Source organism: Microbispora sp. CL1-1, from assembly GCF_012034195.1.
Taxonomy (GTDB): Bacteria; Actinomycetota; Actinomycetes; order Streptosporangiales; family Streptosporangiaceae; genus Microbispora.
This window is the reverse complement of sequence record NZ_JAATEK010000003.1, coordinates 30,683-51,518: the sequence shown is the minus strand read 5'-3', so window position 1 is coordinate 51,518 and position 20,836 is coordinate 30,683. Positions and strand designations below refer to the sequence as shown.

The 20,836-nt window shown below is 72.6% G+C and carries 17 protein-coding genes; 5 read left to right on the top strand and 12 right to left on the bottom strand.

The features are described 5' to 3' along the window. Window positions 1-5 precede the first annotated feature (5 nt). On the bottom strand, window positions 6-2,114 hold the full coding sequence (locus HCK04_RS04515; RefSeq protein ID WP_142645604.1) for a tetratricopeptide repeat protein: 2,109 nt from the start codon (window positions 2,112-2,114) through the stop codon (window positions 6-8). A gap of 261 nt (window positions 2,115-2,375) precedes the next feature. Here HCK04_RS04515 and HCK04_RS04510 point away from each other — a divergent pair, with 261 nt between their 5' ends. After that, window positions 2,376-2,543 (top strand): hypothetical protein, encoded by a 168-nt coding sequence (locus HCK04_RS04510; RefSeq protein WP_167530435.1) that lies wholly within the window; start codon window positions 2,376-2,378, stop codon window positions 2,541-2,543. A gap of 7 nt (window positions 2,544-2,550) precedes the next feature. On the opposite strand, the gene HCK04_RS04505 is transcribed toward HCK04_RS04510, so the two are convergent. Both HCK04_RS04505 and HCK04_RS04500 read right to left on the bottom strand, forming a co-directional pair. Beyond that, window positions 2,551-3,045, bottom strand: coding sequence for an ATP-binding protein (locus HCK04_RS04505; protein WP_142645603.1), 495 nt, complete (start codon window positions 3,043-3,045; stop codon window positions 2,551-2,553). Window positions 3,046-3,049: 4 nt separating this feature from the next. Continuing rightward, window positions 3,050-3,244, bottom strand: coding sequence for a DUF5999 family protein (locus tag HCK04_RS04500; protein ID WP_142645856.1), 195 nt, complete (start codon window positions 3,242-3,244; stop codon window positions 3,050-3,052). 236 nt (window positions 3,245-3,480) lie between these two features. On the opposite strand from HCK04_RS04500, the gene HCK04_RS04495 reads away from it, so the two are divergent. After that, window positions 3,481-3,852 (top strand): response regulator transcription factor, encoded by a 372-nt coding sequence (locus HCK04_RS04495; protein WP_221889862.1) that lies wholly within the window; start codon window positions 3,481-3,483, stop codon window positions 3,850-3,852. Between the two features lie 103 nt (window positions 3,853-3,955). Here HCK04_RS04495 and HCK04_RS04490 read toward each other — a convergent pair whose 3' ends face one another. Continuing rightward, a complete protein-coding gene (locus HCK04_RS04490) occupies window positions 3,956-4,615 on the bottom strand; it encodes a response regulator transcription factor (RefSeq protein ID WP_260617113.1) in 660 nt (219 codons plus the stop codon). A gap of 129 nt (window positions 4,616-4,744) precedes the next feature. Here HCK04_RS04490 and HCK04_RS04485 point away from each other — a divergent pair, with 129 nt between their 5' ends. After that, window positions 4,745-6,595, top strand: a complete 1,851-nt coding sequence (locus tag HCK04_RS04485; protein ID WP_168065655.1) for a DUF4118 domain-containing protein — start codon at window positions 4,745-4,747, stop codon at window positions 6,593-6,595. Window positions 6,596-6,605: 10 nt separating this feature from the next. On the opposite strand, the gene HCK04_RS04480 is transcribed toward HCK04_RS04485, so the two are convergent. The 3 genes from HCK04_RS04480 to HCK04_RS04470 all read right to left on the bottom strand — a co-directional run bounded on the left by HCK04_RS04480 (window position 6,606) and on the right by HCK04_RS04470 (window position 11,616). Then, window positions 6,606-7,445: a HAMP domain-containing sensor histidine kinase gene (locus HCK04_RS04480; RefSeq protein WP_168065653.1), complete on the bottom strand. Its 840-nt coding sequence runs from the start codon at window positions 7,443-7,445 to the stop codon at window positions 6,606-6,608. Between the two features lie 491 nt (window positions 7,446-7,936). Continuing rightward, window positions 7,937-8,887 (bottom strand): ABC transporter permease, encoded by a 951-nt coding sequence (locus HCK04_RS04475; RefSeq protein ID WP_312845716.1) that lies wholly within the window; start codon window positions 8,885-8,887, stop codon window positions 7,937-7,939. Further along, a complete protein-coding gene (locus HCK04_RS04470; RefSeq protein ID WP_142645599.1) occupies window positions 8,884-11,616 on the bottom strand; it encodes an alpha/beta fold hydrolase in 2,733 nt (910 codons plus the stop codon). Before HCK04_RS04470 ends, HCK04_RS04475 begins: the two co-directional genes overlap by 4 nt. 164 nt (window positions 11,617-11,780) lie before the next feature. On the opposite strand from HCK04_RS04470, the gene HCK04_RS04465 reads away from it, so the two are divergent. Then, a complete protein-coding gene (locus HCK04_RS04465; protein WP_185948916.1) occupies window positions 11,781-13,130 on the top strand; it encodes a hypothetical protein in 1,350 nt (449 codons plus the stop codon). Between the two features lie 331 nt (window positions 13,131-13,461). Here the strand turns inward: HCK04_RS04465 and HCK04_RS04460 are convergent, their stop codons facing one another. Both HCK04_RS04460 and HCK04_RS40925 read right to left on the bottom strand, forming a co-directional pair. Next, window positions 13,462-14,526: a CopD family protein gene (locus tag HCK04_RS04460; protein WP_142645598.1), complete on the bottom strand. Its 1,065-nt coding sequence runs from the start codon at window positions 14,524-14,526 to the stop codon at window positions 13,462-13,464. Then, the gene (locus HCK04_RS40925; RefSeq protein ID WP_260617112.1) at window positions 14,523-15,569 is read right to left on the bottom strand and encodes a copper resistance protein CopC; all 1,047 of its coding nucleotides are present in this window, start codon (window positions 15,567-15,569) and stop codon (window positions 14,523-14,525) included. Before HCK04_RS40925 ends, HCK04_RS04460 begins: the two co-directional genes overlap by 4 nt. Window positions 15,570-15,725: 156 nt before the next feature. On the opposite strand from HCK04_RS40925, the gene HCK04_RS04450 reads away from it, so the two are divergent. Next, on the top strand, window positions 15,726-17,039 hold the full coding sequence (locus HCK04_RS04450; protein WP_142645597.1) for an MFS transporter: 1,314 nt from the start codon (window positions 15,726-15,728) through the stop codon (window positions 17,037-17,039). A gap of 161 nt (window positions 17,040-17,200) precedes the next feature. On the opposite strand, the gene HCK04_RS44085 is transcribed toward HCK04_RS04450, so the two are convergent. The 3 genes from HCK04_RS44085 to HCK04_RS04435 all read right to left on the bottom strand — a co-directional run bounded on the left by HCK04_RS44085 (window position 17,201) and on the right by HCK04_RS04435 (window position 20,831). Continuing rightward, a complete protein-coding gene (locus tag HCK04_RS44085) occupies window positions 17,201-17,299 on the bottom strand; it encodes a hypothetical protein (RefSeq protein WP_346776130.1) in 99 nt (32 codons plus the stop codon). Window positions 17,300-17,453: 154 nt separating this feature from the next. Beyond that, window positions 17,454-19,652 carry an alpha/beta fold hydrolase gene (locus HCK04_RS04440; RefSeq protein ID WP_142645596.1) on the bottom strand — a complete coding sequence of 733 codons (2,199 nt, stop codon included), beginning with the start codon at window positions 19,650-19,652 and terminating at the stop codon, window positions 17,454-17,456. Between the two features lie 168 nt (window positions 19,653-19,820). Further along, the gene (locus HCK04_RS04435; protein ID WP_079316791.1) at window positions 19,821-20,831 is read right to left on the bottom strand and encodes a LacI family DNA-binding transcriptional regulator; all 1,011 of its coding nucleotides are present in this window, start codon (window positions 20,829-20,831) and stop codon (window positions 19,821-19,823) included. Window positions 20,832-20,836 lie beyond the last annotated feature (5 nt).

Below are 20,836 nucleotides of genomic sequence, written 5' to 3'. Positions count from 1 at the left end.
CCCGGTCAGCCGAGGTGGAAGTCGTCGAGGTCGTCCAGCGCGTACTCGACGAGGTCGCCGAGGCTGAACCGGGTCCCGACGGCGTACGCCTCGTCGTAGGCGGCGTCGCCGATCAGCTTCTTGCACTCCTTGACGCACTGCTCGTGCTCGGTCGTGAAGAACGGCGACCCGAACTGGGGCAGCCCGAAGGTCCGCCAGTTGGCCTGGGCCGCCCCGAGGAGGGTCGCCGTCCGTTCCGGCTCGCCGGCCTCCAGGTTCAGCGTGGCGAGGTTGTCCACGCACAGGACGATCCCGAGCACGTCGTGGAAGTGCCGCTTGATGCGCAGCGCCTCCTTGCACGCCACCAGCGCCTCGTCGCGCCTGCCGGTCGCGCGGTGAACGAGGGAGGAGACATACCAGGCGTAGGACCGCAGCCACAGCTCGCCGCGCTCCTGGCAGACCTGCAGGCAGTCGGCCAGCAGCGTCTCCGCCTCCTCATAGTCGCCCTGCGCGAACAACACCATGGACAGCTCGACGATCGCCGGCAGCAGGCCCGGGTTCAGCTCCCGGCCGCCGCGGTGGAACTCGATCGCGACACCGAGCAGCGCCGTCGCCTTCTTCGCGTCGCCCTGCAGCATGGCCGCGGTGCCCTGCATCTTGGTGGCCAGCAGCACCGCGCCCGAGTCGCCCACGCGCACCGCGTCGGTGCTGCACTGCTCGGCCGCCGAGAGCGCGCCCGCCATGTCGCCCTGGGCGCTGCGGATGTAGGCCAGCACCCACAGGGCCTTGCAGCGCTCCTTGCTGGGCGAGGGACTGGTCTTTAGCGCGCGCTCCAGGTAGACCACGCCCTCGCGGGCGAAGCCGCAGGCCACCCACAGGAACCACAGGGCCGACAGCAGCTCGAGGCCGACGCGTTCCTCACCCGGCGTCGAGAGGCAGTAGTCGAGCGCGACGCGGATGTTGTCGTGCTCCTGGCGCATCCGCGTGTACCAGTGCACCTGGCGCGGCCCCGACCACGAGTGCTCGCTGCGCTCGGCGAGCTGCAGGTAGTAGTCGCGGTGGCGCTGCCGCAGGTCCTGCGTCTCGCCGAGCTTGTCGAGCCACTCGCCGCCGTACTGCCGCAGCGTGTCGATCAGCCGGTAGCGCTGTCCGGCCGGGGTGGGGAAGCTCAGCAGGACCGACTTGTCGACCAGGCCGCCGATCACGTCGAGGACCTGCTCGGCCGGCAGCGCCTCGCCGGCGCAGACGCTGCGGGCCGCGTCGAGGTCGAAGTCGCCGGCGAACACCGACAGCCGCGCCCACAGCAGCCGCTCGGCCGGCTCGCACAGCTCATGGCTCCACCCGATCGCCGCGCGCAGCGTCTGATGCCGCGGCAGCGCCGTACGGCTGGCCCCGGCGAGCAGGCTGAACCGGTCGGCGAGCAGCGCGAGGATCTGCTCGACCGACAGCGTGCGCAGGCGTACGGCGGCCAACTCGATGGCCAGCGGGATTCCGTCGAGACGGCGGCACAGCTCGGCCACGGCCGAGACGTTGTCCTCGTCCACCACGAAGTCGGGCACGACGGCGGAGGCCCGGATGCCGAACAGCTCGACGGCCTCGTTGGTGAACGGATTCTCCGACGGGTTGTCGCCGGGCACCGTCAGCGGCGGCACGGCGGCCGTGTACTCGCCCGGCGCGTTGAGCGACCGCCTGCTCGTCGCGAGGATGCGCAGGTGCGGCGCGGTGTTGAGCAGGTTCTGGGTGAGCTGGGCGCAGGCGTCGACCAGGTGTTCGCAGGTGTCCAGGATGAGCAGGAGCTCCCGGTCGGCCAGCCACTCGGTGAGGGTGGCCGACCCCTCCCGCGGTGACTGGTCGGCGATGCCCAGCGCGGCCGTGATCGTGTGGTAGACCATCGCGGGGTCCTGCAGCCGGGCCAGGTCGACGTACCAGACGCCGTCCCTGAACTGGCGCCGCACCTGGTGCGCGAGGCGCAGCGCGGTGCGCGACTTGCCGACCCCGCCGATGCCCGTGACGGTGATCAGCCGGTGCTCCTGCAGCTTCTGTCGCAGCGACGCGAGCAGCCGTGTGCGCCCGACGAAGCTCGTCAGCTCCACGGGCAGGTTGCCCTCTTGCCGCCATCCTGCTGGCGTTGCCATGCCGCCTCACGGGGGGTTCGTCCGGCGTGCTCCCTGCTCCCGCATCGTACCTTTGCGTGCGGTTGGCTGTCCGGTGGTACGGGCGTGACGTTTGCCCGGCGATGTGGCGGCGTGATCTCTCTTCGGGGGAAGGAGTCCCAGCGCCGCCCGGCAATCGCCCAAGACTCCCCGTTGTCCGGCTCGCGGGGCTCATGGGGCGCATGGGGCTCAAGCGGCCGGCGCGGCTTCGCGGCTCCGGAAGGAGCCAGTAGCATTGGCTGCGTGAGTGTGCAGCATCCGGATGACATGCGTCCGGTGGACCTCTTCGACGAGGGGCTGCCGGTGCTGCCCGACCAGACGAGCGACGACACCGACCTCGGGTGGGGCGACTGGCGCTCCGACTCCGACGTCTCCCGCCTGCTGGAGGAACGCCCGCCTCACTGGGACTGAGGTCGCGTCAGGACCCCGTCGCCAGCTCGAACCAGACGGCCTTTCCCCTGTTCGTCGGGCGTACGCCCCAGGAGCGGGCCAGGGAATCGACGATCAGCAGCCCCCGGCCGCCCTCGGCGTCGTCCGGTGACTCGCCGCGCGCCCGCACCGGAACGCGGGCCTCGTCCTCGACCTCGCACCGCAGGACGCCGTCCCGCAGCGTGAGCGTGAGGACCGGTTCTCCCCGCCCGTGCAGCAGGGCGTTGGCGACCAGTTCGCTGACGAGGAGTTCGGCCACCTCGGCCACCTCGCCTTCCGTGCATCCCGTCCAGTCCCGCAGCGTGGCGCGGACGAGATCGCGCGCCCGGCACGTGGAGGCCGGGGCCGCGGGGAGGCGCCAGGAGGACCGGCGCGTCTGCGGCACGCCGTCGTCGTCCGCGCCGTTCCGCACGGCGCGGGGCCGTTCCCCGGGGAGAGCGCTGAACGGCTGCCGGACCGCGAGGGCGAGCATGGTCGTGCTCATGGGCTCACGCGGCCTGTGCGTAGCGGGCTCGGTGGGGGAGGAGGCTCCGGCCGTCGGGCAGCAGTTCGCCGGTGTCGTCGAACACCACGACGCCGTTGCAGAGCAGCCCCCATCCCTGCTCGGGGTGGAAGGCCACGAGGCGGGCGGCGTCGCGGTCGGGGGCGTACGCGGGCGGACACGGCGGGGTGTGCGGGCACATGCGTGTCACCTCGATCCTTCGCGGGCGGCGGACAGTTCACGAAAAGCCGGTTCGGGCTGGTGACCTCATGAAGCCGACGTTCCCGCTTCACGGCCACCCGCTCGCATTTCACACAATTACGGGCAAAAGTCCTGTTGTCTGCGCTGGAAGCCCCCATTGCGTCTGGATGCCCTCCGGACTTCGGGATGGCGGCTACCTGCAATGACCCGGGCGTGCCCCGATGCGACCCTGGAGATGTGGCCCTGCGGTGTCTCATCGTCGATGACAGCGATCACTTCAAGGAGGCCGCCCGCCGGATGCTGGAGGCGGACGGCATCGCTGTCGTGGGCATGGCGGCCACCTCCGCCGAGGCCCTCCGGCGGTTCCGCAGGCTGCGGCCGGATCTCGTGCTGGTCGACATCGACCTGGGCGAGGAGAACGGATTCGACGTGGTCAGGCGGCTCTCGGAAGAGGCAGGGGGCCGTCGCCCCCGGATCATCCTGATCTCCACGTACGACGAGCAGGACTACGCCGACATGATCGCGGCCAGCCCGGCCGTCGCCTTCCTGTCCAAGCCGAGCCTCTCGGGCCGGGCCATCGACGAGATCCTCCGGAAGTCCAGCGCCTGAACGGGCCGCACCGGTCAGGCGGACTCGGTCTCTGGTCGCCGCCGGTGAGTGAGCACTCCCAGCGCCTGGGCCGCTCGGCCGGTCTTTCTCGCTTCGGGCGGCGTCAGCGGGCGTCCAGGAACGTGAGCACGGCGAGCACGCGGCGGTGGTCGTCCTCCGTCTCCGGCAGCCGCATCCTCGACATGATGCTGCGCACGTGCTTTTCCACCGTGCCCTCCGTGATCCACAGTTTGTGCGCGATTCCCGCGTTCGAGCGGCCCTCCGCCATGAGGGCGAGCACCTCGCGCTCACGCTGGGTGAGCTGCTCCAGCGGATCCTGCCGTCGGCGGGCGTTGATCAGTTCCGCCACGAGGCTGGGGTCGACGACCGAGCCGCCGTCGACGATGCGTCTCAGTGACGCGACGAACTCGGACACCGCGGTCACCCGGGTCTTGAGCAGATAGCCGATGCGATGGCCGGCCGCGAGCAGCTCCATCGCCTGATCGACCTCGACGTGCGCCGACAGCAGCAGGATGCCCACCTCGGGGAACTCCGTGCGAATGACCTTGGCCGCCTCGACGCCCTCCGTGGTGTGCCGCGGAGGCATCCGGATGTCGACGATCGCGAGGTCGGGGCGGCAGCGCCGGACGAGGGCGATCAGCTCGGGCGCGTTCCCCGCCTGGCCGGCGACCTCGAACCCCGATCGCTCCAGCAGGCTCGCCATTCCCTCGCGCAACAAAACGTCGTCGTCCGCCAGGACCACTCGTGCCGAGGCCTCGTCCACCGTTCCGCCGCCTTTCAGGCGCGGTCACGCCGCGTAGGGACCGCCTCGATCGTGCCGGCGATCGGGTGGTCCCGCCATCTGCGGCCGACCAGCGCCTATGTGGTACATATGGCCGCGTACCGTTGGGTTATGCGCGCGCGATTGCTGTCGTCGCTGCTTCGTATGAGACGTCCGCCTCTGGCGCTGGGCGTCGTCGTCGGAGTCGTATGCGTGACAGCGGAGACGCTTCTGGCCCTCCCGCTGGCCCGGATGGCCTCCACGAGTCCCTTGGGCCTAGTTTATCTCCCTGGAATTCTCCTGGTTTCGTACTTCTGGGGTCTGCCGTTCGGCGTGGTGACCGCGCTGGGGAGTGGTCTGGTCTACGACCTCTTCCTGATCCCCCCGACACACCGGATCACGCTCTTCACCAGCTGGTCGTGGATCGCGCTGGTGGTCTTCCTGGTGGTCGCGCTGCTGGTCAGCGGTGCCGCGGCGCTGCTGCGAGCGCTGCTCCTGGAAGCCGACGAGCGCCGCTGCGAGGCCGACGTCAGCGCCGGCACGGCCCGTCTCCTCCTGCGTGCCGACCATCTGTGCGCGGTGCTGCCGGTCGTGGCCCGGCGTCTGGCCCGGGACCTCGGTCTGCCGTCCCTGGCGGTCAAATTCGGGCCGGTCGGCGACGACCGGAGCCACACCACGCTGCCCCTCAGCGACGAGGGCACCCGGTTCGGCTCGCTCGTCGTGCCCACGGGTCTGCCGGAGACGACGCTGCGCCGCCTGCGAGAACGCGTGGTGCCCTCGCTGGAGGCGGCGCTGGTGGCGGCGCGTCATCGTGAGGCCGCCGCCTGCGCCCTTGCGGCGAGCCGGGACGAGCTCGCCAGGGTCGCCGAGGAGCAGGCCGCGCTGCGCCGGGTCGCGACACTGGTCGCGCGCGGAGTCCGCCCGACAGAGATCTTCGGCGCGGTCGCCCGTGAGATGGGCCTGATCGTGAACGCGGACCACACGGCGATCGAACGCTACGAGCCTGACCGGACGGTCGTCCTGATGAGCTCCTGGAGCGCGTCGGACGGCGGGCCCCCGCCTCCCGTGGGCCTGCGCCGGCGGCTTCACGAGGAGGGCCTGTCGGCCCTCGTCCTGCGAACCGGGCAACCGGAAATGATCATGGTGGACGAGACCACGGCCGGCGAGCTGGGCAGGTGGGCCAGAGACGAGGAGAACGGCGTCGCGATCGGCGGCCCCATCGTCGTCGAGGGACGCCTGTGGGGCGTGATGATCACCTTCTTCCGTGGCCTGGAGCGGCGACCGGAGGGCGTGGAGGAACGCATGCGGGACTTCACCGAGCTGGTCGTGACGGCCATCTCCAACGCACTGGCCCGCGACGAGCTCGCCGCCTCACGCGCCCGTGTGGTCGCCGCCTCGGACGAGACCCGGCACCGGATCGAACGCGACCTCCACGACGGGGCACAGCAGCGCCTCGTCTCTCTGGGGTTGCAGGTGCGCATGGCCGAGGCCGCCGTGCCGCCGGAGCTGCCTGAGCTGAGGCAGCAACTGTCCCACACGGCCGAGGGCCTGACGTTGGTGCTGGAGGACCTGCGGGAGCTGTCGCGCGGCATCCACCCGGCGATCCTGTCCAAGGGCGGTCTCGGACCCGCGCTGAAAATGCTCGCGCGCCGCTCGGCCGTCCCCGTCGACCTGAGAGTGCGCGTCGCGGAACGCCTGCCGGAGCGGGTCGAGGTGGCCGTCTACTACATCGTCTCGGAGTCGCTGACCAACGTGGCCAAGCACGCGCGAGCCTCCCTGGTGGGCGTCGACGTCCAGGCGACGGCCGAAGGCGCCACGGTCGTGATCCGCGACGACGGGGCAGGCGGCGCGGACCCGGCCAAGGGCTCCGGGCTCATCGGTCTCAGCGACCGCGTCCAGGCGCTCGACGGGACCATCGAGATAACCAGCCCGATCGGCCACGGCACCACGCTGACCGCCGTCATCCCGATCCGCGACGGCTGACAGGCGACGGTCACGGCCTCGGGTGTCCGTCCGCGGCCGGATGGGCGAGAGGTTCGGCGAGCGGCAGGCGGACGACGAAGCGCGCGCCGCCCTCCGGCGCGTCCTCCACACTGATGGTCCCGCCGTGGGCCCGCACGATCTCGCGTGCGATGGCGAGGCCGAGGCCGGAACCGCCCCGGCTGCGGCATCGGGACTCGTCCAGGCGGGTGAACGGCTCGAAGATCTTCTCCCGATCCGCTTCGGCGATGCCGTCACCGTCATCGGACACCGAGATCTCCGCGTGGGCGCCCTCCTGGCGCACCTCCACCAGCACCTTGCTTCTGGCGTGGCGCTGCGCGTTGTCCAGCAGATTGCCCAGCAGGCGGTGGATCTCGTTGTCGACAGCGTTGATCACCATTCCGGGGACGAGTTGGAACAGCGTCGGCATCCGGGGCGCCCGGCCGGCGACCTGCGTCAGGACCAGCTCGGACAGGTCGGCGAGCTGCGTCCCCTGAGAGGGCTTCGTCCCCGCCTTCTGCAGCGCCAGCAGGTCGGAGACCACCGTCTGGAGGCGGTCCACGTCGCGCAGCGTGTGGACGACGAGCTCGGTGAGATCGGTCTCCTCGGGGTGCAGCCGGGCCTCCTCCAACTGGGCCCGCAGTCCGGCGAGAGGCGTGAGCAGTTCGTGGGACGCGTCGGCCATGAAACGGCGTTGCCGGTCGGCCGCCCGCTTCAGCTCGCTCCTGGCGTCGGCGAGCTCCCTCAGCACGCTCTCGGCGGCGTCGGCCGACAGGGAGATCGCGGTTTCGCCGTGCGAATCGTGGGTGCGGCCGGCCGGGTCGCCGACGGCTGGGTGAACGTGTCGGCACATGACGTTCATCGCGGTGTCGCCGGGTCGGGCGTGACCGTCGTCGCCGTGTGGTGTCCGGAGCGGGGCGGCGGCGCCGGCGCGGGGCGGCGCGGGGACGGTCCCGTCCGCCCGTGCAGGGAGGGCGGCGTGGCGCGGAGGTGCCGGGCCGGCGACATGACCGGTATCCGGAACGACGCGGTTCCCGCTGGTCGTACGACAATCTGCATCAGGCACCTCCGGCTACACAGTCGCGTTCCGCGGCAGCGGCGGTCTCGTACGTCCGTCCGGGGTGCGCCGTGCCCTGTCGGCAGGCCGGCCCGGCGCGGGTGAGGGCGCCGTTGGGGCCTGTCACACCACCATGGCCCAGCCGGCCCAATGCTGTCTGCCGTGGCAGCCGCCATCGTGCCCTGCTGCCAGCCATGCCTGGGCATTCCGGCTAGCTGGAATGCCAGGCCGTACGCCGCCCGCGCGGCCGGAAGGCGGCGGTGAGCCCGGGTGCCGGTCAGGGCCGGTCAGGAGACGACGTCGCGGCGGCGGAAGCGGCGGAAGGCCAGAGCGATGAGGACCACCGAGTAGGTCACGGAGACCGCCACACCCTTGATCATGCCGCTGTAGTCGGGCTCCGGCGCGAGGGCGTCGAGCCACGCGGAGTTCCAGAAGGTCGGAAGGAACTCGCGCAGCGAGCCCAGCGCCTCGACCGCCTGCAGGATGCTGCTGACGATCACCAGGCCGACCGCGCCGCCGACCGCGCCGAGCGGGGAGTCGGTGCCGACCGACAGCAGGAAGGCGACCGCGGCGACCACCAGCTGGCTGACCAGGGCGTAGCCGATGACGATGGCGAACTTGGGCAGCACGTCGACGGCGGGGATCACCTCGCCGGTTCCCGGCACGGTGATGTCGTTCCACCCGAAGGCCAGTGTGCCGGCGAGCAGGGCCATCAGCGGCAGCACGGTCACCGCGGCGGCCGAGTAGGCCAGCGCCACCACCAGCTTCTGGCGCAGCAGCCGGTCGCGGGGGACCGGCGCGGCCAGCAGGTAGCGCAGCGACGACCAGCTCGCCTCGCTCGCCACCGTGTCGCCGCAGAACAGCGCCACGGCGACGACCAGCAGGAAGCTGGCCGACACCGACAGGGCGAACGCCGCGAAGTTGAGCCCGCCCGCCGTGGCCAGGTCCGACAGCCGCAGGCTGTTCTGGCCCCGCCCGGCCGGCCCGAACTGGAACGCCACCACGAGCACCCACGGCAGGGCGAGCAGCACGCCGAACATCGCCATTGTCCGGCGCCGCCGCAGTTGCCGTACGAACTCCACCCGCAGCGGCAGCGTGCGTCCCGGAGCGTAGCCGGGCGCCTGGCCTCCCAGGTCGTCCGCGCGCCGGTCCGATTCGTCCAGGGCGACCGGCGTGGCCCGTCCGCCGCCGGGGACGGGTCCGGTCGGGTCCGGGGCAGGTCGCTTCGCCGGGCTCAACGGCTCTCTCCGATCAGGTCGAGGAACACGTCCTCAAGGCGGGGGCCGGCGCCGTTGGCGGCCGGTGCGGCGCCGAGCAGGTCACCGACCGGCCCGGCCGACACCAGCCGTCCACGGTGCATGACGACCACGTGGGTGCAGGTCTGCTCGACCTCGGCGAGCAGGTGGCTGGAGACGATGACGGTGCGCCCTTGCTCGGCGTACGCCTTGAGCACCCGGCGCATCTCCGCGATCTGCGGCGGGTCGAGGCCGTTGGTCGGCTCGTCCAGCACGAGCAGGTCGGGGAGGCCGAGCATGGCCTGCGCGATGGCCAGGCGCTGGCGCATGCCCTGCGAATAGGTGCGCACCGCGCGCTCCAGGGCCGCGCCGAGCCCGGCGATCTCCAGGGCCTCCTCCATGTGGGCGTCCTGCGGCGGCCGTCCCGTGGCCTGCCAGTAGAGCTCCAGGTTGGCCCGGCCGGACAGGTGCGGCAGGAACCCCGGCCCTTCGACGAACGACCCGAGCCGTGACAGCACCGGCGCCCCCGGCCGCACCCGGGTGCCGAAGATCCGGATCTCGCCCTCGTCGGGGTGGATGAGACCCATCAGCATGCGCATGGTGGTGGTCTTGCCCGCGCCGTTCGGCCCGAGCAGGCCGAGCACCTGGCCCTTCTCGACCCGGAACGAGAGGCCGTCGACGGCCTTCTCGCCGTTGCGGTAGCGCTTGCCCAGCCCGCTGATCACCAAGGGCACCCCGGCCGACTCGGAGTCCGTCACCAGGTCGTCGCCGGCCTCGCCGCGGCGCCTGACCCTGCCGGTCAGCAGGAGCACGGCCGCGACCAGGATCGCGGCGAGCGGCATGGCCCACGTCCACCACGCGGGGCCGGTGGCGGGCGTCCGCAGCGCCGCGTCCACCGGCAGCTCCAGGGTGGGGGAGTCCAGCGCTACCTGATAGACGGCGGGGGCGGCGGGCGTGGCGTATCCGAGGTCGGTGGTGGACACCACCAGCCGCATCCGGTGCCCGGCGTCGAAGCGCCTGTCGATGGCCGGAAGCGTCACGGTGATCGGAGTGCCCGCCTCGCTCGCGGTGACCCGCAGCGGCGAGACCAGGCTCGACGGGAGCACCGGAAGCGACCCTCCGGAGACGTCGTAGAGCTTGGCGAACAGCGTGGCCTCGCCCGTGCCGTACACCTTGATCGTGACGGTCGGGCTGCCGGTGACCTGCGTGGGTTTCGTCAGCGGGGCGGATTCGAAGACGGCCGCCTGACCGGGCATGTCCAGCGCGAGCGACGCGCCGCCGCCGTTGCCGCCGAGCAGCCCGCCGAGGCCGGGGACCGCCGAGATCGAGGACGGCGATCCGCCCGCCGGGTTGGCGATCGGCTGCCGTGGGCCGTTGAGCGTGACCGTGGTGCGCTCCGCGCCCGCCAGGCCGGGGTAGCGGCCCGCGGTGGCGTGGAGGAGCACAGGACGGCGCGTGCCCGGGTCGCGTCCGCCGTCCCTGGTCACGGTGAACGCCGCGGAGTCGCCCGCGCCCGCGGGGGCACCCTTGAGGTAGTGGTCGAACCAGCCGGTCGTGCGGTCGTACAGCCAGTCGGCCTCGCCGTCGCCGCCGTCGTGGCCGCCGTTGAACCAGGCGACCTCGACCGGGGCGCCGGTGGCGGCGACGGCGCGGGCGTTGGCGTCGGCGTGGGAGAGCGGGAACAGCGAGTCGCGCTCACCCTGGAGCAGCAGCGTCGGCACCTTGATCCGGCCGGGCACCGAGATCGGGCTCGACCGCCGCAGGAGATCGACCGCCTCCTTGGTGGCCCGGCCGGTCTCGGCGACCTTCTGATACATGTCGCAGATCTGCGGCAGGAACCGCCCGCACTGGACCTGCTCGGCCCCCGGGATCCGCCCTGAGTCCGGGCCCCCGGACGCGTGGCCACCCGGCGATGTGGTCGGGCCGGCCGCCGGAGTGGCAGGTGTGGTCGCTCCCGGGCTCTGCGGGGCGTTGTTCTGCCCGGCGGCGTCCTGTCCGGTGTTGCCGCCCGCCGAGCCGGAGCCCGTGACCGCACCCGTGAGCCCGGCCAGGCCTCCCGCGCCGGCGCCGCCGTCCGGGGCCAGCCGTTCGGCGGCGGAGCTGAAGAAGATGCCGGCCCACATCTTCTTGAAGACGCCGTTGAGCGGGCCCTTGCCCGAGGCGTCGGGGAAGAGCGCGTCGGCGAGGTCGTACCAGGTGATCTGCGGGACGATCGCGTCGACGCGGTTGTCGTAGGCCGCGGTCATCAGCGCGATCGCCCCGCCGTACGAGCCGCCGGCGATCCCGACGCGCGGGTCGCCAGGGGCGTCGAGTCGCACTTCAGGTTGTTCGGCGAGCCAGTCGATCAGCTGCCGTACGTCCTTGACCTCGTAGTCGGGGGAGTTGAGTGCGATCTGCCCGGTCGAGCGGCCGAAGCCGCGGGCCGACCAGATCAGCACTGCGTAGCCCTGCTGCGAGAGCCGCCCCGCCTCCTCGCGCATGCCCTGCTTGCTGCCGCCGAAGCCGTGGGCGAGCAGCACAGCAGGAGCCCTGCCGCCGGAGGCCGGGGGATAGAAGGTGGCGTCGAGATCGACGCGCTGGTCGTCGGCTGGTCCGTCCATGACCGAAATGACCAGGTCACGCCCCTTCACCACGGGGTCGGAGGGCCACAGTGCCCACGTCACGCCTCCGGCCACCAGGATGACCAGCGTGACAACGATCGCGAGGGCACGCCGCCCACCCGGAAACGCCATGTCGCGATGCTACTTGTCTCCGCTGAGAGACCGCTGAGGAGCCGCCCCGCCTGTGGATAACCACCGCTACGGCGCACGCCGACGCGATCCGGGCACGAATCGTGATGATGCATCGGGGTAATCCCTGATTGCGCCCCACCATGGGGAACGGCATCATTTCGCGCGTGAATGGAACGCCGCTCAAGCAGATCCCCGCTCGCGCTATCGAGTGGGCTCTTCCGTACTGGACGCGGGGGGAGGCGGGCAGGCAGACGCCGCAGGACCTCTTCCGGGTGCTCTACCTGGGCTGGCTCGCGGCGTTCGTCCTCAAGGTGCTCGGATCGAGCTGGGACGTGTCGTGGCACTTCAAATGGCTGCGCGACGACCTGGCCCCGCCGCACCTGCTCAACACGGTCGGCACCGTGATCGCCGTGGCGCTGACGATCGTGCACTGGTACACCGGCTACGGGGTGGACCGCACGGCCTCCCGCCTGATCGTGTGGGGCACCGGGGTCTTCCTCATCGCCATCCCGCTCGACCTGATCAACCACCGGGTCAACGGCATCGACATCACCGCGTGGAGCCCCTCCCACGCGCTGCTGTACATCGGCACCGCGCTGATGCTCGCCGGAGCGATCCGCGGCTGGTACCTCGGTTCGGGTCGCTACGCCGAGATCAGCCGCAGACGGCGCACGCTGGTGCTGGGCGGCCTGTTCGCGTTCTTCCTGGAGAACGCGCACTTCCCCGAGCTGCAGCAGGAATACGGCGTGCTGGAGCTGGCGTCCTGGGACCGCGGGCAGCCGTACGCCGAGCCGACGCTGCTCGAGTTCGCGGCCAACCAGATGGGCAGGGCCGTCGACCGCGCCATGGTGCTCAAGTTCTCGCTGCCGATCCCGGACATCGTCTACGCGATGTACGCGGGGGTGCTGGGCGTCGCGATCCTGGTCTTCGCCCGTGTCATGGTCGGCCGCCGCTACACCGCCACCGCGATCGCCGGGGTGTACGTCGCCTACCGGTGCCTGATCTGGCCGCTGCTCGTCGGTGGCGGGTTCCCGCCCTCGACCGTCCCGTTCTTCTTCCTGCTCGCCGGGATCGGCGTCGACCTGGCCTTCCTGGTGCCGATCAAGCACATCCGGCCGCTCGTGGGCGCGGCGCTCGCCACCGCCGGTGTGTACGGCGGGCTGTTGGTGCAGGACCGGGTGCTCGAAGCCCCGCCGTACGCGGCGGAGGCCTGGCCGATCGGGCTCGTCGCGCTGGCCGTCGTGTGGTACGCGCTGGAGTGGTTCGCCGGCCGCAGGGGGCTGACGGCCGCCGCCGCGGAGGACCGGACCGCCGCGGAGGACCGGATCGCCGCGGAGAGCCGGACCGCCGGGGATGCTCGCCCCGGGGAGCCGGAGATCACGGCCGAGCCGGGCGCGCCGCGCCCCGCAGGGCCGGAAGCGACGTCTGAGACGACCTCCGCGTCCGCTGCGGTGTCCGAGCAGTCGGACGAGGTGACGCCCGCGTCCGCCGCCGTGTCCAAGCCGACGTCCTGATCATCCCCACCACGCGCTCACCCGCCTCTCCGAGAGCCGCTCCCTTGCCGGGGGGCGGCTCTCGGCGTCTCTGAGGGGGCCCGGCACGGCAATACGGCCAGCGAGCCGGGTGGTGCTGCCCGGCTGGCGGGACGGCAGGGCGGGCAGCCGGCCGGCGCTGGGGGCATGGCGGTGTGGCCCGGTCGGCGGGACGGGCAGGGTGGTGCGGCCTGGGTGCGGCGGTGCGGGACGGGCTGGTGCGGCCCGGCCGATGAGACGGGGCGGGCCGCCGACGGAGCGCGTGGGATCTTGGTGGGTCAGGTGACCGGCCGGGCGCGTGGGTCGTGGTGGGTCAGGCGACCGGGGTCTTGGTCAGCGTCACCGCGACGCCGTACGCGAGGCCCATCACGGTGAGTTCCAGGGCCGCCCAGGCCGCGAACGCGGTCGGGGCCTGACGCGTGATCGCGGGCAGCAGCCGCCAGCGGATGTTGCCCCCCAGCAGCGCGATCAGTGCGGTGAACACCGCCTTGGCGATCACGAGCCGGCCGTACCCTGTGGTGAACAGCGACGCGGGGAAACTCTCGCCGGGCGTGAGCAGAAGCTCCACCAGGCCGTTGAAGAGCCCGGACAGCCCCACGACGACCAGTGCGTACGTCGCCAGCCGGGAGAACCGGGGCAGCGTGCGGGCGAGCAGGTCGCGATGGCGCGGCAGCAGGACGGCGAGCGCGACCAGGCCGCCCACCCAGGCGCAGGCCCCGATGACGTGCAGCTCCATCGAGACCATGCTGAGGTCGTGCCAGTACCAGTTCGAGGCGTGGCCGGTGACCGGGAGCGGCAGCAGCCCGAATCCGGCGACGAGCACCCGCAGCTCGGCGGGCACCTTCTCGCCGAACCGCACCGCGAGCATCCCCACGGCGGCGCTGGCCAGGGCGCACGACGCGCTCACGATCATGCCCTGACCCGCGCCGATGCCGTCTACGTACGCCGCCACGTCGGGAAACGCGCCGGGAGTGACTTCGGCGGCGCTGAGGACGGCCGACACCAGCGCGGCGGCACACCAGACCAGGGAGAACATCACGGCCCAGTGCCGGGCCCTGGCCGCGATCGGCTCGGTCCGGTCCGGGTCGTCGAAGCCGAGGAGCTTGGGGAGCAGGCTGAGCCCGATGGTCGCGGTGGCGGCCAGGTCGAGCACGAGCCGCACGACCGGCAGGCCATACTCCACGATCGTGCCGGGCATGGGCAGCCCCGGCACGTTTCCGGGCAGCGTGAGCCAGGTCGCGATCACGACCGCGAGCAGGGCTCCGGCGGTCAGCCCCGCCGCGGGGATCCGGGCGCGGGCATGCTCGGTGCCGGTGCCGGTGCCGGTGCCGGTGCCGGACCGGCCCGCCGAGACGTGGGGTTCCGAGGTCGTGGTCATGCGGCGCCGCCCGAGGCCGGGGAGCTTCCGGCGCCGGTCCCGGCGGCGGTGGAGCGCCCGGTGGCCGGGCCGTCCGCGCCGGAGTCCGCCGCCGACGTGCCGGCCGCCCCTGCCGCTGACCCGGGCGCGCCCGACGCCTCAGTGCCCGACGCCTCAGTGCCCGGCGCCTCAGTGCCCGGCGCCTCAGTGCCCGGCGCCTCAGTGCGCGACGGCTCTTCGCCTGACGGCTCGGCGCTCGACGGCTCTGTGCCGGAAGGGGCTGTGCCCGACGGGGCTGTGCTGGACGGTGCTGTGTTCGACGAGTCCGGGATGCCCGCAGAGGCCGCTCGCGGCGTCCCGGCGGCCGGGGGAGCCGGGATCGTCCCGTCGCGCAGGCGACGGTCGTGCCGTACGAGCACGCGCGTGCACAGCGCCAGCAGGGCCGCGGTGATGGCCAGCAGCCCCCACACCCAGCTTCCGCTGCTCTGGCCGACCGTCCCCGTGCCGGTCGTCCCTGCGCCGGAGTTCGCCGTGCCGGTCGCGGAAGCGGCCGTCGGCGCGGTGACCGCGCCGGGGGCCGCGCCCCCGCCGGTCACGGTGAACTTCACGGCGCCGGTGACCGGGTGACCGTCGTTCGACACGATCCGGTAGCCGATCGCGTAGTCCCCCGACGGTGTGCCCGTGCGTACGCCGATGGAGACGTTCCTGCCGTCGACCGTGATCTCGCCCTGCTCGTAGTGCGCGCCGTCCGGCCCGGTGACGGCCATCCGCGCGAAGTCGCGGCGTACGGCCTGGTCGAAGGTGAGCGTCACGGTGGAGGGCATGGTGCCGAGGACCGCGCCGTCCTTGGGATCGCTGCCGACGAGCACGTCGTGGGCCTGCGCGGGCGTCGCGATCAGCAGCACCGAGAGCAGGGCCAGCAGCGGCATGGCCAGCACCCGCAGGCGGCGGCGTGGTGCGGCGAGCGCGCCAGTGGGGCCGTGCGGTGCGGCGAGCACCCGTAGACGACGGCGACCGCCGTGCGTAGGTGGGGTGTCCTTGTCCATCCGGGCGACCTGGTCCACCTGCCTTGCCTTCCTTTTTGCCGGGCGCCGACCCAGCCATGGTCCCACTGATCGGGGCCCGCCCATGCCGCGAGGCCACCCGGCGACGGCTGCGGACCGTGCCGGGATGACCGTTTCGAGTGATCTTTCGGGTGGCGTACGCATTTCCCTGATTGAGTGGACGACGGCCGCATCGGCATTCGGCGCCGTGCCGACGTCCTGGCCACCGCCGCTGAGGAGGAGCTGATGACCCCCGACCGGACCGTGGGCGGATCCGGGCGCGACGAGGCGCCAGTGCGGCGCTCGCCGTGGCTGACGATCATCGTCATCTACCTCACCGGCGTGGTGGCGGCGATGAGCTACGGCAAGTTCTCCGCGGTCGGGCCGTCGATGGCCGATGAGCTCGGGCTGTCGCTGTCGCAACTGGGCTGGGCGATCTCGGCGGTGGTCGGGGTGGGCGCCGTCGCCGGGCTGCCGGCCGGCTATCTGGTCCGCCGGTTCGGCGCGGGCAGGTCGCTGATCGCCGCGCTGGCGCTGATGGTGGCGGCGAGCGCGCTGAGCACGGCCGCGGGGAGCTTCGGGTGGTTGCTGGCCGCCCGCGTCGCCGAAGGGGTCGGCTATCTCGTGGTCACCGTCGCCTGCCCGGCGCTGGTCCTCCACCTCGCCGAGGAACGGGACAGGGGATTGGCGCTGTCGATCTGGGCGACGTTCGTCCCGGTGGGCATCGGTGTGAGCACCCTCGTGGGCGGCGTCGCCGGCGAGGCGCTCGGCTGGCGCGGCTGGGTGCTGCTGATCGCGGGGCTGACGGTGCTGATGACGGTGGCCGTCCGGACGCGGCTGCCGCGGACGTCCGCGTCCGAGGCGGCCGCCGGGCCCGTGCCCGGTGCGCGGGCGCTGGCGTGGCCCGCCCTGCTCACCGCGTCTTTCTGCCTGATGGTGCTGGTGACGATGCCGGTGGTCGTGCTGCTGCCCACGCTCCTGATCGACGAGCACGCGAGCTCGGCGGGAGCCGCGGGCGCGCTGACCTCGGCGATCTCGTTCGTCGGCGTCCTCGGCGGGCTGTCGGTGGGAGTCCTGCTCCGGCGGGGCGTGCCGCTCGCCGTGCTCGCCCTGTCAGGGCTGCTGGTCGTGCCGGCCGCCTGGCTCGCCTACGGCGCGGACGCGCCGCTGGCCGCCGCGGCGACCGGCGCGGGGATCGTCTCCCTGGAGAACGGGCTGCTGGGCGCCTTCGCCTTCGCCGCGCTTCCCCTCGTGCTCGAACGCCTCGACCACGCCGACGTGGGCACCGGGATGGTGGCCCAGATGGGCAGCGTGGGCGCGCTCGTCGGGCCTCCGCTGTTCGGCCTCGTCGCCGGGGCCTCCGGGTTCGGCGCGGTCGTGCCGGTCGTCGCCGCCGGCATGCTGGCCTCGGTCGGCGGGATGCTGCTGGTGACCAGGCACGTCGCCCGTCGTGGCCGGGGTCTCGCCACGAAGGGATGCACGAAGGGATGAGCGCGTCGCGGGCGCGCGCGACGCCCGGCGGTCTCCCGATTCGTGATCGGACGAGACCGCCGGGGCGCCGGCTCCGGGCCGCGCCGGTGTCACCGGTCCGGTACGGCCCGGAGGCTGTGCCGTACGCCCGGGCGAGTCGCCTCGGGACGTCCGTACGTGGGTCAGAGCCTGGTCCGGAGGGCGGGGACGCCGGGCGGCTCCCAGCCCGCCAGGGCGGTGTGCGGCTGCCTGCGCCGGCAGGCCACGCCGCCGTAGGTCACCCGGTCACCCGACGATGATCTCGACCAGCGCACAGCGATGCCTCCGCCGATCCTGCCTCCTGGGCTCTGATCGGAACGTAAGCCGCCGGACCAGCCGCGTCAACGCTCTCTATAAAGAAACTTTCCTTTTAATCGACCCTTAAGGCGGGCTTGATCAAGACAGCAGCCAGCCGTACAGCCAGGCGAGGAGCGCGAGGCCGGTCAAGGCGGGGACGATCCGGGCGGCGGCGGCGTTCAGCCGGAACGCCTCGATGATCGACAGCGCTGTGGAGACCAGGGCCAGCAGGCCATACCAGGCCAGGGCGTGCGGCACCCCGATCGCGAACGACGTCCAGTCGCGGACCCCCGACAGGCTCAGCGCCGACAGCCCACCCAGCGCGACCCCCGCCAGGCCCGCGAGCGCGCTCAGCCCGCCACCGCGCCTGCGCAGCAGGGAGACCAGGCCCGCGACGAGCTGGACGGCCGACACGAGCAGGAACGCCGCGGGGACCGCCAGCGGGATCGGCGACCGCGACAGCCGGTAGGCCGACGACGTGAGGAGCAGGTCGCCCGGACGCACGACGGGGTACGGCGCCGCGCCGGGGTCGCACACGGGCCGCGTCGCGGCCGGGTCGTCGAGGAACGCGGCGATGGTCTGGCGGCCGCAGGCACTCGACAGGAAGACGGCGTGCCCGGCCCCGGCGAACTCGGCGAACCGCGCGCCCGGCACCGCCGACACCGCCTTCTGCGCGGCCTCCGGCGGGGTGGTGGGGTCATACTGGCCGCCCAGGACCAGGACCGGCGGCGTCGCCCCCTCCGACGTGGCGCCTTCCGGCGACGCGCCCTCGGACGGCGTGTCCTCCGGTGCTGCCCCGTCCGATGACGTGTCTTCCGGCGTCGTCTCCTCTGATGATGCTGCCGGTGTCGCTCCGTCCGACGAGGCGGAGTTCGACGAGGCCGGGTTCGACGAGGCCGGGGTGGTGACCGACGTGTGCGAGGTCAGCAGGTCGGGTTCGGTCCGTGCGGCGGGCAGGCCCCAGGCGTCGCAGACCGCCTCGTCGACGACCCCTGTGAACAGCCGGGGGCTCCGCGCGTTCCGGAAGGTGTTGTACGGCGTCTCGTCCTGGCACTGGACGGCGTAGTAGAGGCCCCACTCGTACGAGGTCAGCGCGTCGCCGGCCGCGTCCACCAGAGGCTGCAGCAGCTCGGTGCGCCCGGAGGCGAGCCCGTCCACCAGGGCGGGCACGATCGCGGCCACGTCGGCCTCGTGCAGCGACTCGCCGAGGATCGTCGCGACGTCGTCCCCGTTGAGCTGCACCGTCAGCCGCTCCCGGGTGAGCGGGTCGCGGGTCTCGTACGTCGCGGGGTGCGCGTTGAGCGCCTTCACCACGGCGTCGAACCGGGCGGCGACTCCCAGCTTGGTCATCGTCGCCGAGAGCGCGGCGGACGACTCGTCGTACCAGCGGGAGCCCGAGGGAAGCAGCGAGTCGAGCACGATCCCTCGGGTGCCTTGCGGGTCGCGCTCCGCCGCCAGCAGCATCGGGCGGGTGGAGTAGCTGACGCCGAACAGGTACCAGCCCGGGTAGCCGAGCGCGGCTCGCAGGTCCACGACGTCGGCCGCGATCTCGGAGGTGTTGTAGCCGCGCAGGTCGACGTGCTCGGCCTCCAGGCGCGACTGGCAGGCCATCGCCTGCCGGGCGAGCGGGGCGGTCTCCGCCGACGCGGGCCCGGGCGTGCTCAGGGTGCCCACGACCCCGCGGACGATCTCGGGGCAGCTCAGCCTGGGCTCGGAGTAGCGCCCGCCGCGTTGTTCGAGGACGACCACGTCACGGCCGGGGAACATCCGGGTGAGGAACCCGGTGAGCTGGAGCGAGGCCGATCCCGGCCCGCCGCTCATGTAGACGACGGGGTCGGCCGCCTGGCCCGCGGCCGGTGACGCCCGGTGCACCGCGTAGCCGACCTTGATGGTTCTGCTGTTGGGGACGTCACGCCGCTCGGGGGCGAGAAGATATCCGCAGGTCGTGCCAGACGGCACGGCCACCGGGCAGGGCTGCTCCTCGACCGGCGGCTCCTCCGCCGCTCCGGCCGTCCGCCTGCCGGGATCCGCGGCCGCCAGGGTGGTCAGCCGCTCACCGGGAACGACCGATGCCAGGGTGGTCGACGATGCGCCCGGAACAGCCGACGCCGACGCGTGCTCCGCGCCTCGCTGTGGCGTGGTCCACGCCGAGGCCCGCGCCGTCCCGACCTGCGCCGTCCCGACCTGCGCCGTCCCGATCTGCGCCGTCCCGACCTGTGCCGTTCCGGCTCGCGCCGTCGCGGCACCGTCGCGGACCGGCGCCGCGAGGGCCGCCGACCCGGAACCTCCCAGAAGCATGAGCGCCGCGGCGAATGCCGTGACGGCCGCTCCACGCGAACTCCGCAACCGTCAGCCCCGTCCCGCGAACCCGGCGATATCCGCAGAAACCTTAGCGTGTTCGTCGGTCATCCCGCCCCCATTCGTCCAAGCCCTCCCATTTTGGACGATCATGGGGGCGTCTCGGCCTCACCGGGGCCGTGCGGTGCTCTCCCGGACCACCAGGTCGGTGGACAGCTCGACGCGGCGGGCCTCGGTGTTCTCGCCCCGGCCCATGGCGAGGACCATCCGCGCCGCCAGCGCGGCCATCTCCTCCAGGGGCTGGCGTACGGTGGTCAGCGGCGGCCACGCGGACCGGGACAGCGGCAGGTCGTCGAAGCCGACCACGCTGAGGTCCTCGGGCACCCGCAGGCCCCGCTGCCGGGCCGCCTCGAACACGCCGAACGCCTGCATGTCGCTGCCGGCGAAGATGGCGGTCGGGGGGTTGTCCAGCGACAGCAGCGCGTGACCGGCGTCGTGGCCCGAGTTGACCAGGAAGTCGCCGTAGCGGATGAGCTCGGGGTCGATGGACACCCCGGCGGTCTCCAGCGCGGCGCGGTAGCCGTCGATCCTGGCCCGGCTGCACAACATGTCGGGCGGTCCGCCGATCATGCCGATCCGGGTGTGGCCGAGGTCGAGAAGGTGGCGCGTGGCCGCGAGGCCGCCGTGCCAGTTGGTCGCGCCGACCGACGCCACGCCGGGCGGCGGCTCGCCCTCGGGGTCGACGACGACGAAGGGGATCGATCGGGCGCTGAGCTGCCCCTGCTGGCGCACGGAGAGCCGGGAGCTGACGATGATCACACCGTCGGTGCGCCGCGCCGCGATGCGCTCCAGCCAGTCACGGCCGGGGCCCGCGTGTGTGTGCAGCACGGAGATCACGACGCTCGCGGCGGCCTCGTGCGCGGCCTGTTCGGCCCCGCGCACCAGCTCCATGGCCCACGGGCTCTCGATTTCGGCGAAGACCAGGTCCAGTAAACCGACCGGGCCATCGCCCTGCCCCGTCCTGCGCTGGTAGCCGTGCTTCTGCAGGAGGCGTTCCACCCGCTGACGGGTCTCGGGCGCCACTTCGGGACGGCCGTTGATCACCTTGGACACGGTCGGAACGGAGACTCCGGCCTCCTCCGCTATCTGGGCGATGGTCACCCGCCTCTTCACTGGCATGATGC

Bases quoted from the DNA above. Each gene is read 5' to 3' on its own strand.
- HCK04_RS04500 (WP_142645856.1), bottom strand. From the start codon at position 3,244: ATGTGCCCGCACACCCCGCCGTGTCCGCCCGCGTACGCCCCCGACCGC.
- HCK04_RS04440 (WP_142645596.1), bottom strand. From the start codon at position 19,652: ATGCTTCTGGGAGGTTCCGGGTCGGCGGCCCTCGCGGCGCCGGTCCGC.
- HCK04_RS04515 (WP_142645604.1), bottom strand. From the start codon at position 2,114: ATGGCAACGCCAGCAGGATGGCGGCAAGAGGGCAACCTGCCCGTGGAG.
- HCK04_RS04485 (WP_168065655.1), top strand. From the start codon at position 4,745: ATGCGCGCGCGATTGCTGTCGTCGCTGCTTCGTATGAGACGTCCGCCT.
- HCK04_RS04480 (WP_168065653.1), bottom strand. From the start codon at position 7,445: ATGTGCCGACACGTTCACCCAGCCGTCGGCGACCCGGCCGGCCGCACC.
- HCK04_RS04505 (WP_142645603.1), bottom strand. From the start codon at position 3,045: ATGAGCACGACCATGCTCGCCCTCGCGGTCCGGCAGCCGTTCAGCGCT.
- HCK04_RS04460 (WP_142645598.1), bottom strand. From the start codon at position 14,526: ATGACCACGACCTCGGAACCCCACGTCTCGGCGGGCCGGTCCGGCACC.
- HCK04_RS04435 (WP_079316791.1), bottom strand. From the start codon at position 20,831: ATGCCAGTGAAGAGGCGGGTGACCATCGCCCAGATAGCGGAGGAGGCC.
- HCK04_RS04470 (WP_142645599.1), bottom strand. From the start codon at position 11,616: ATGGCGTTTCCGGGTGGGCGGCGTGCCCTCGCGATCGTTGTCACGCTG.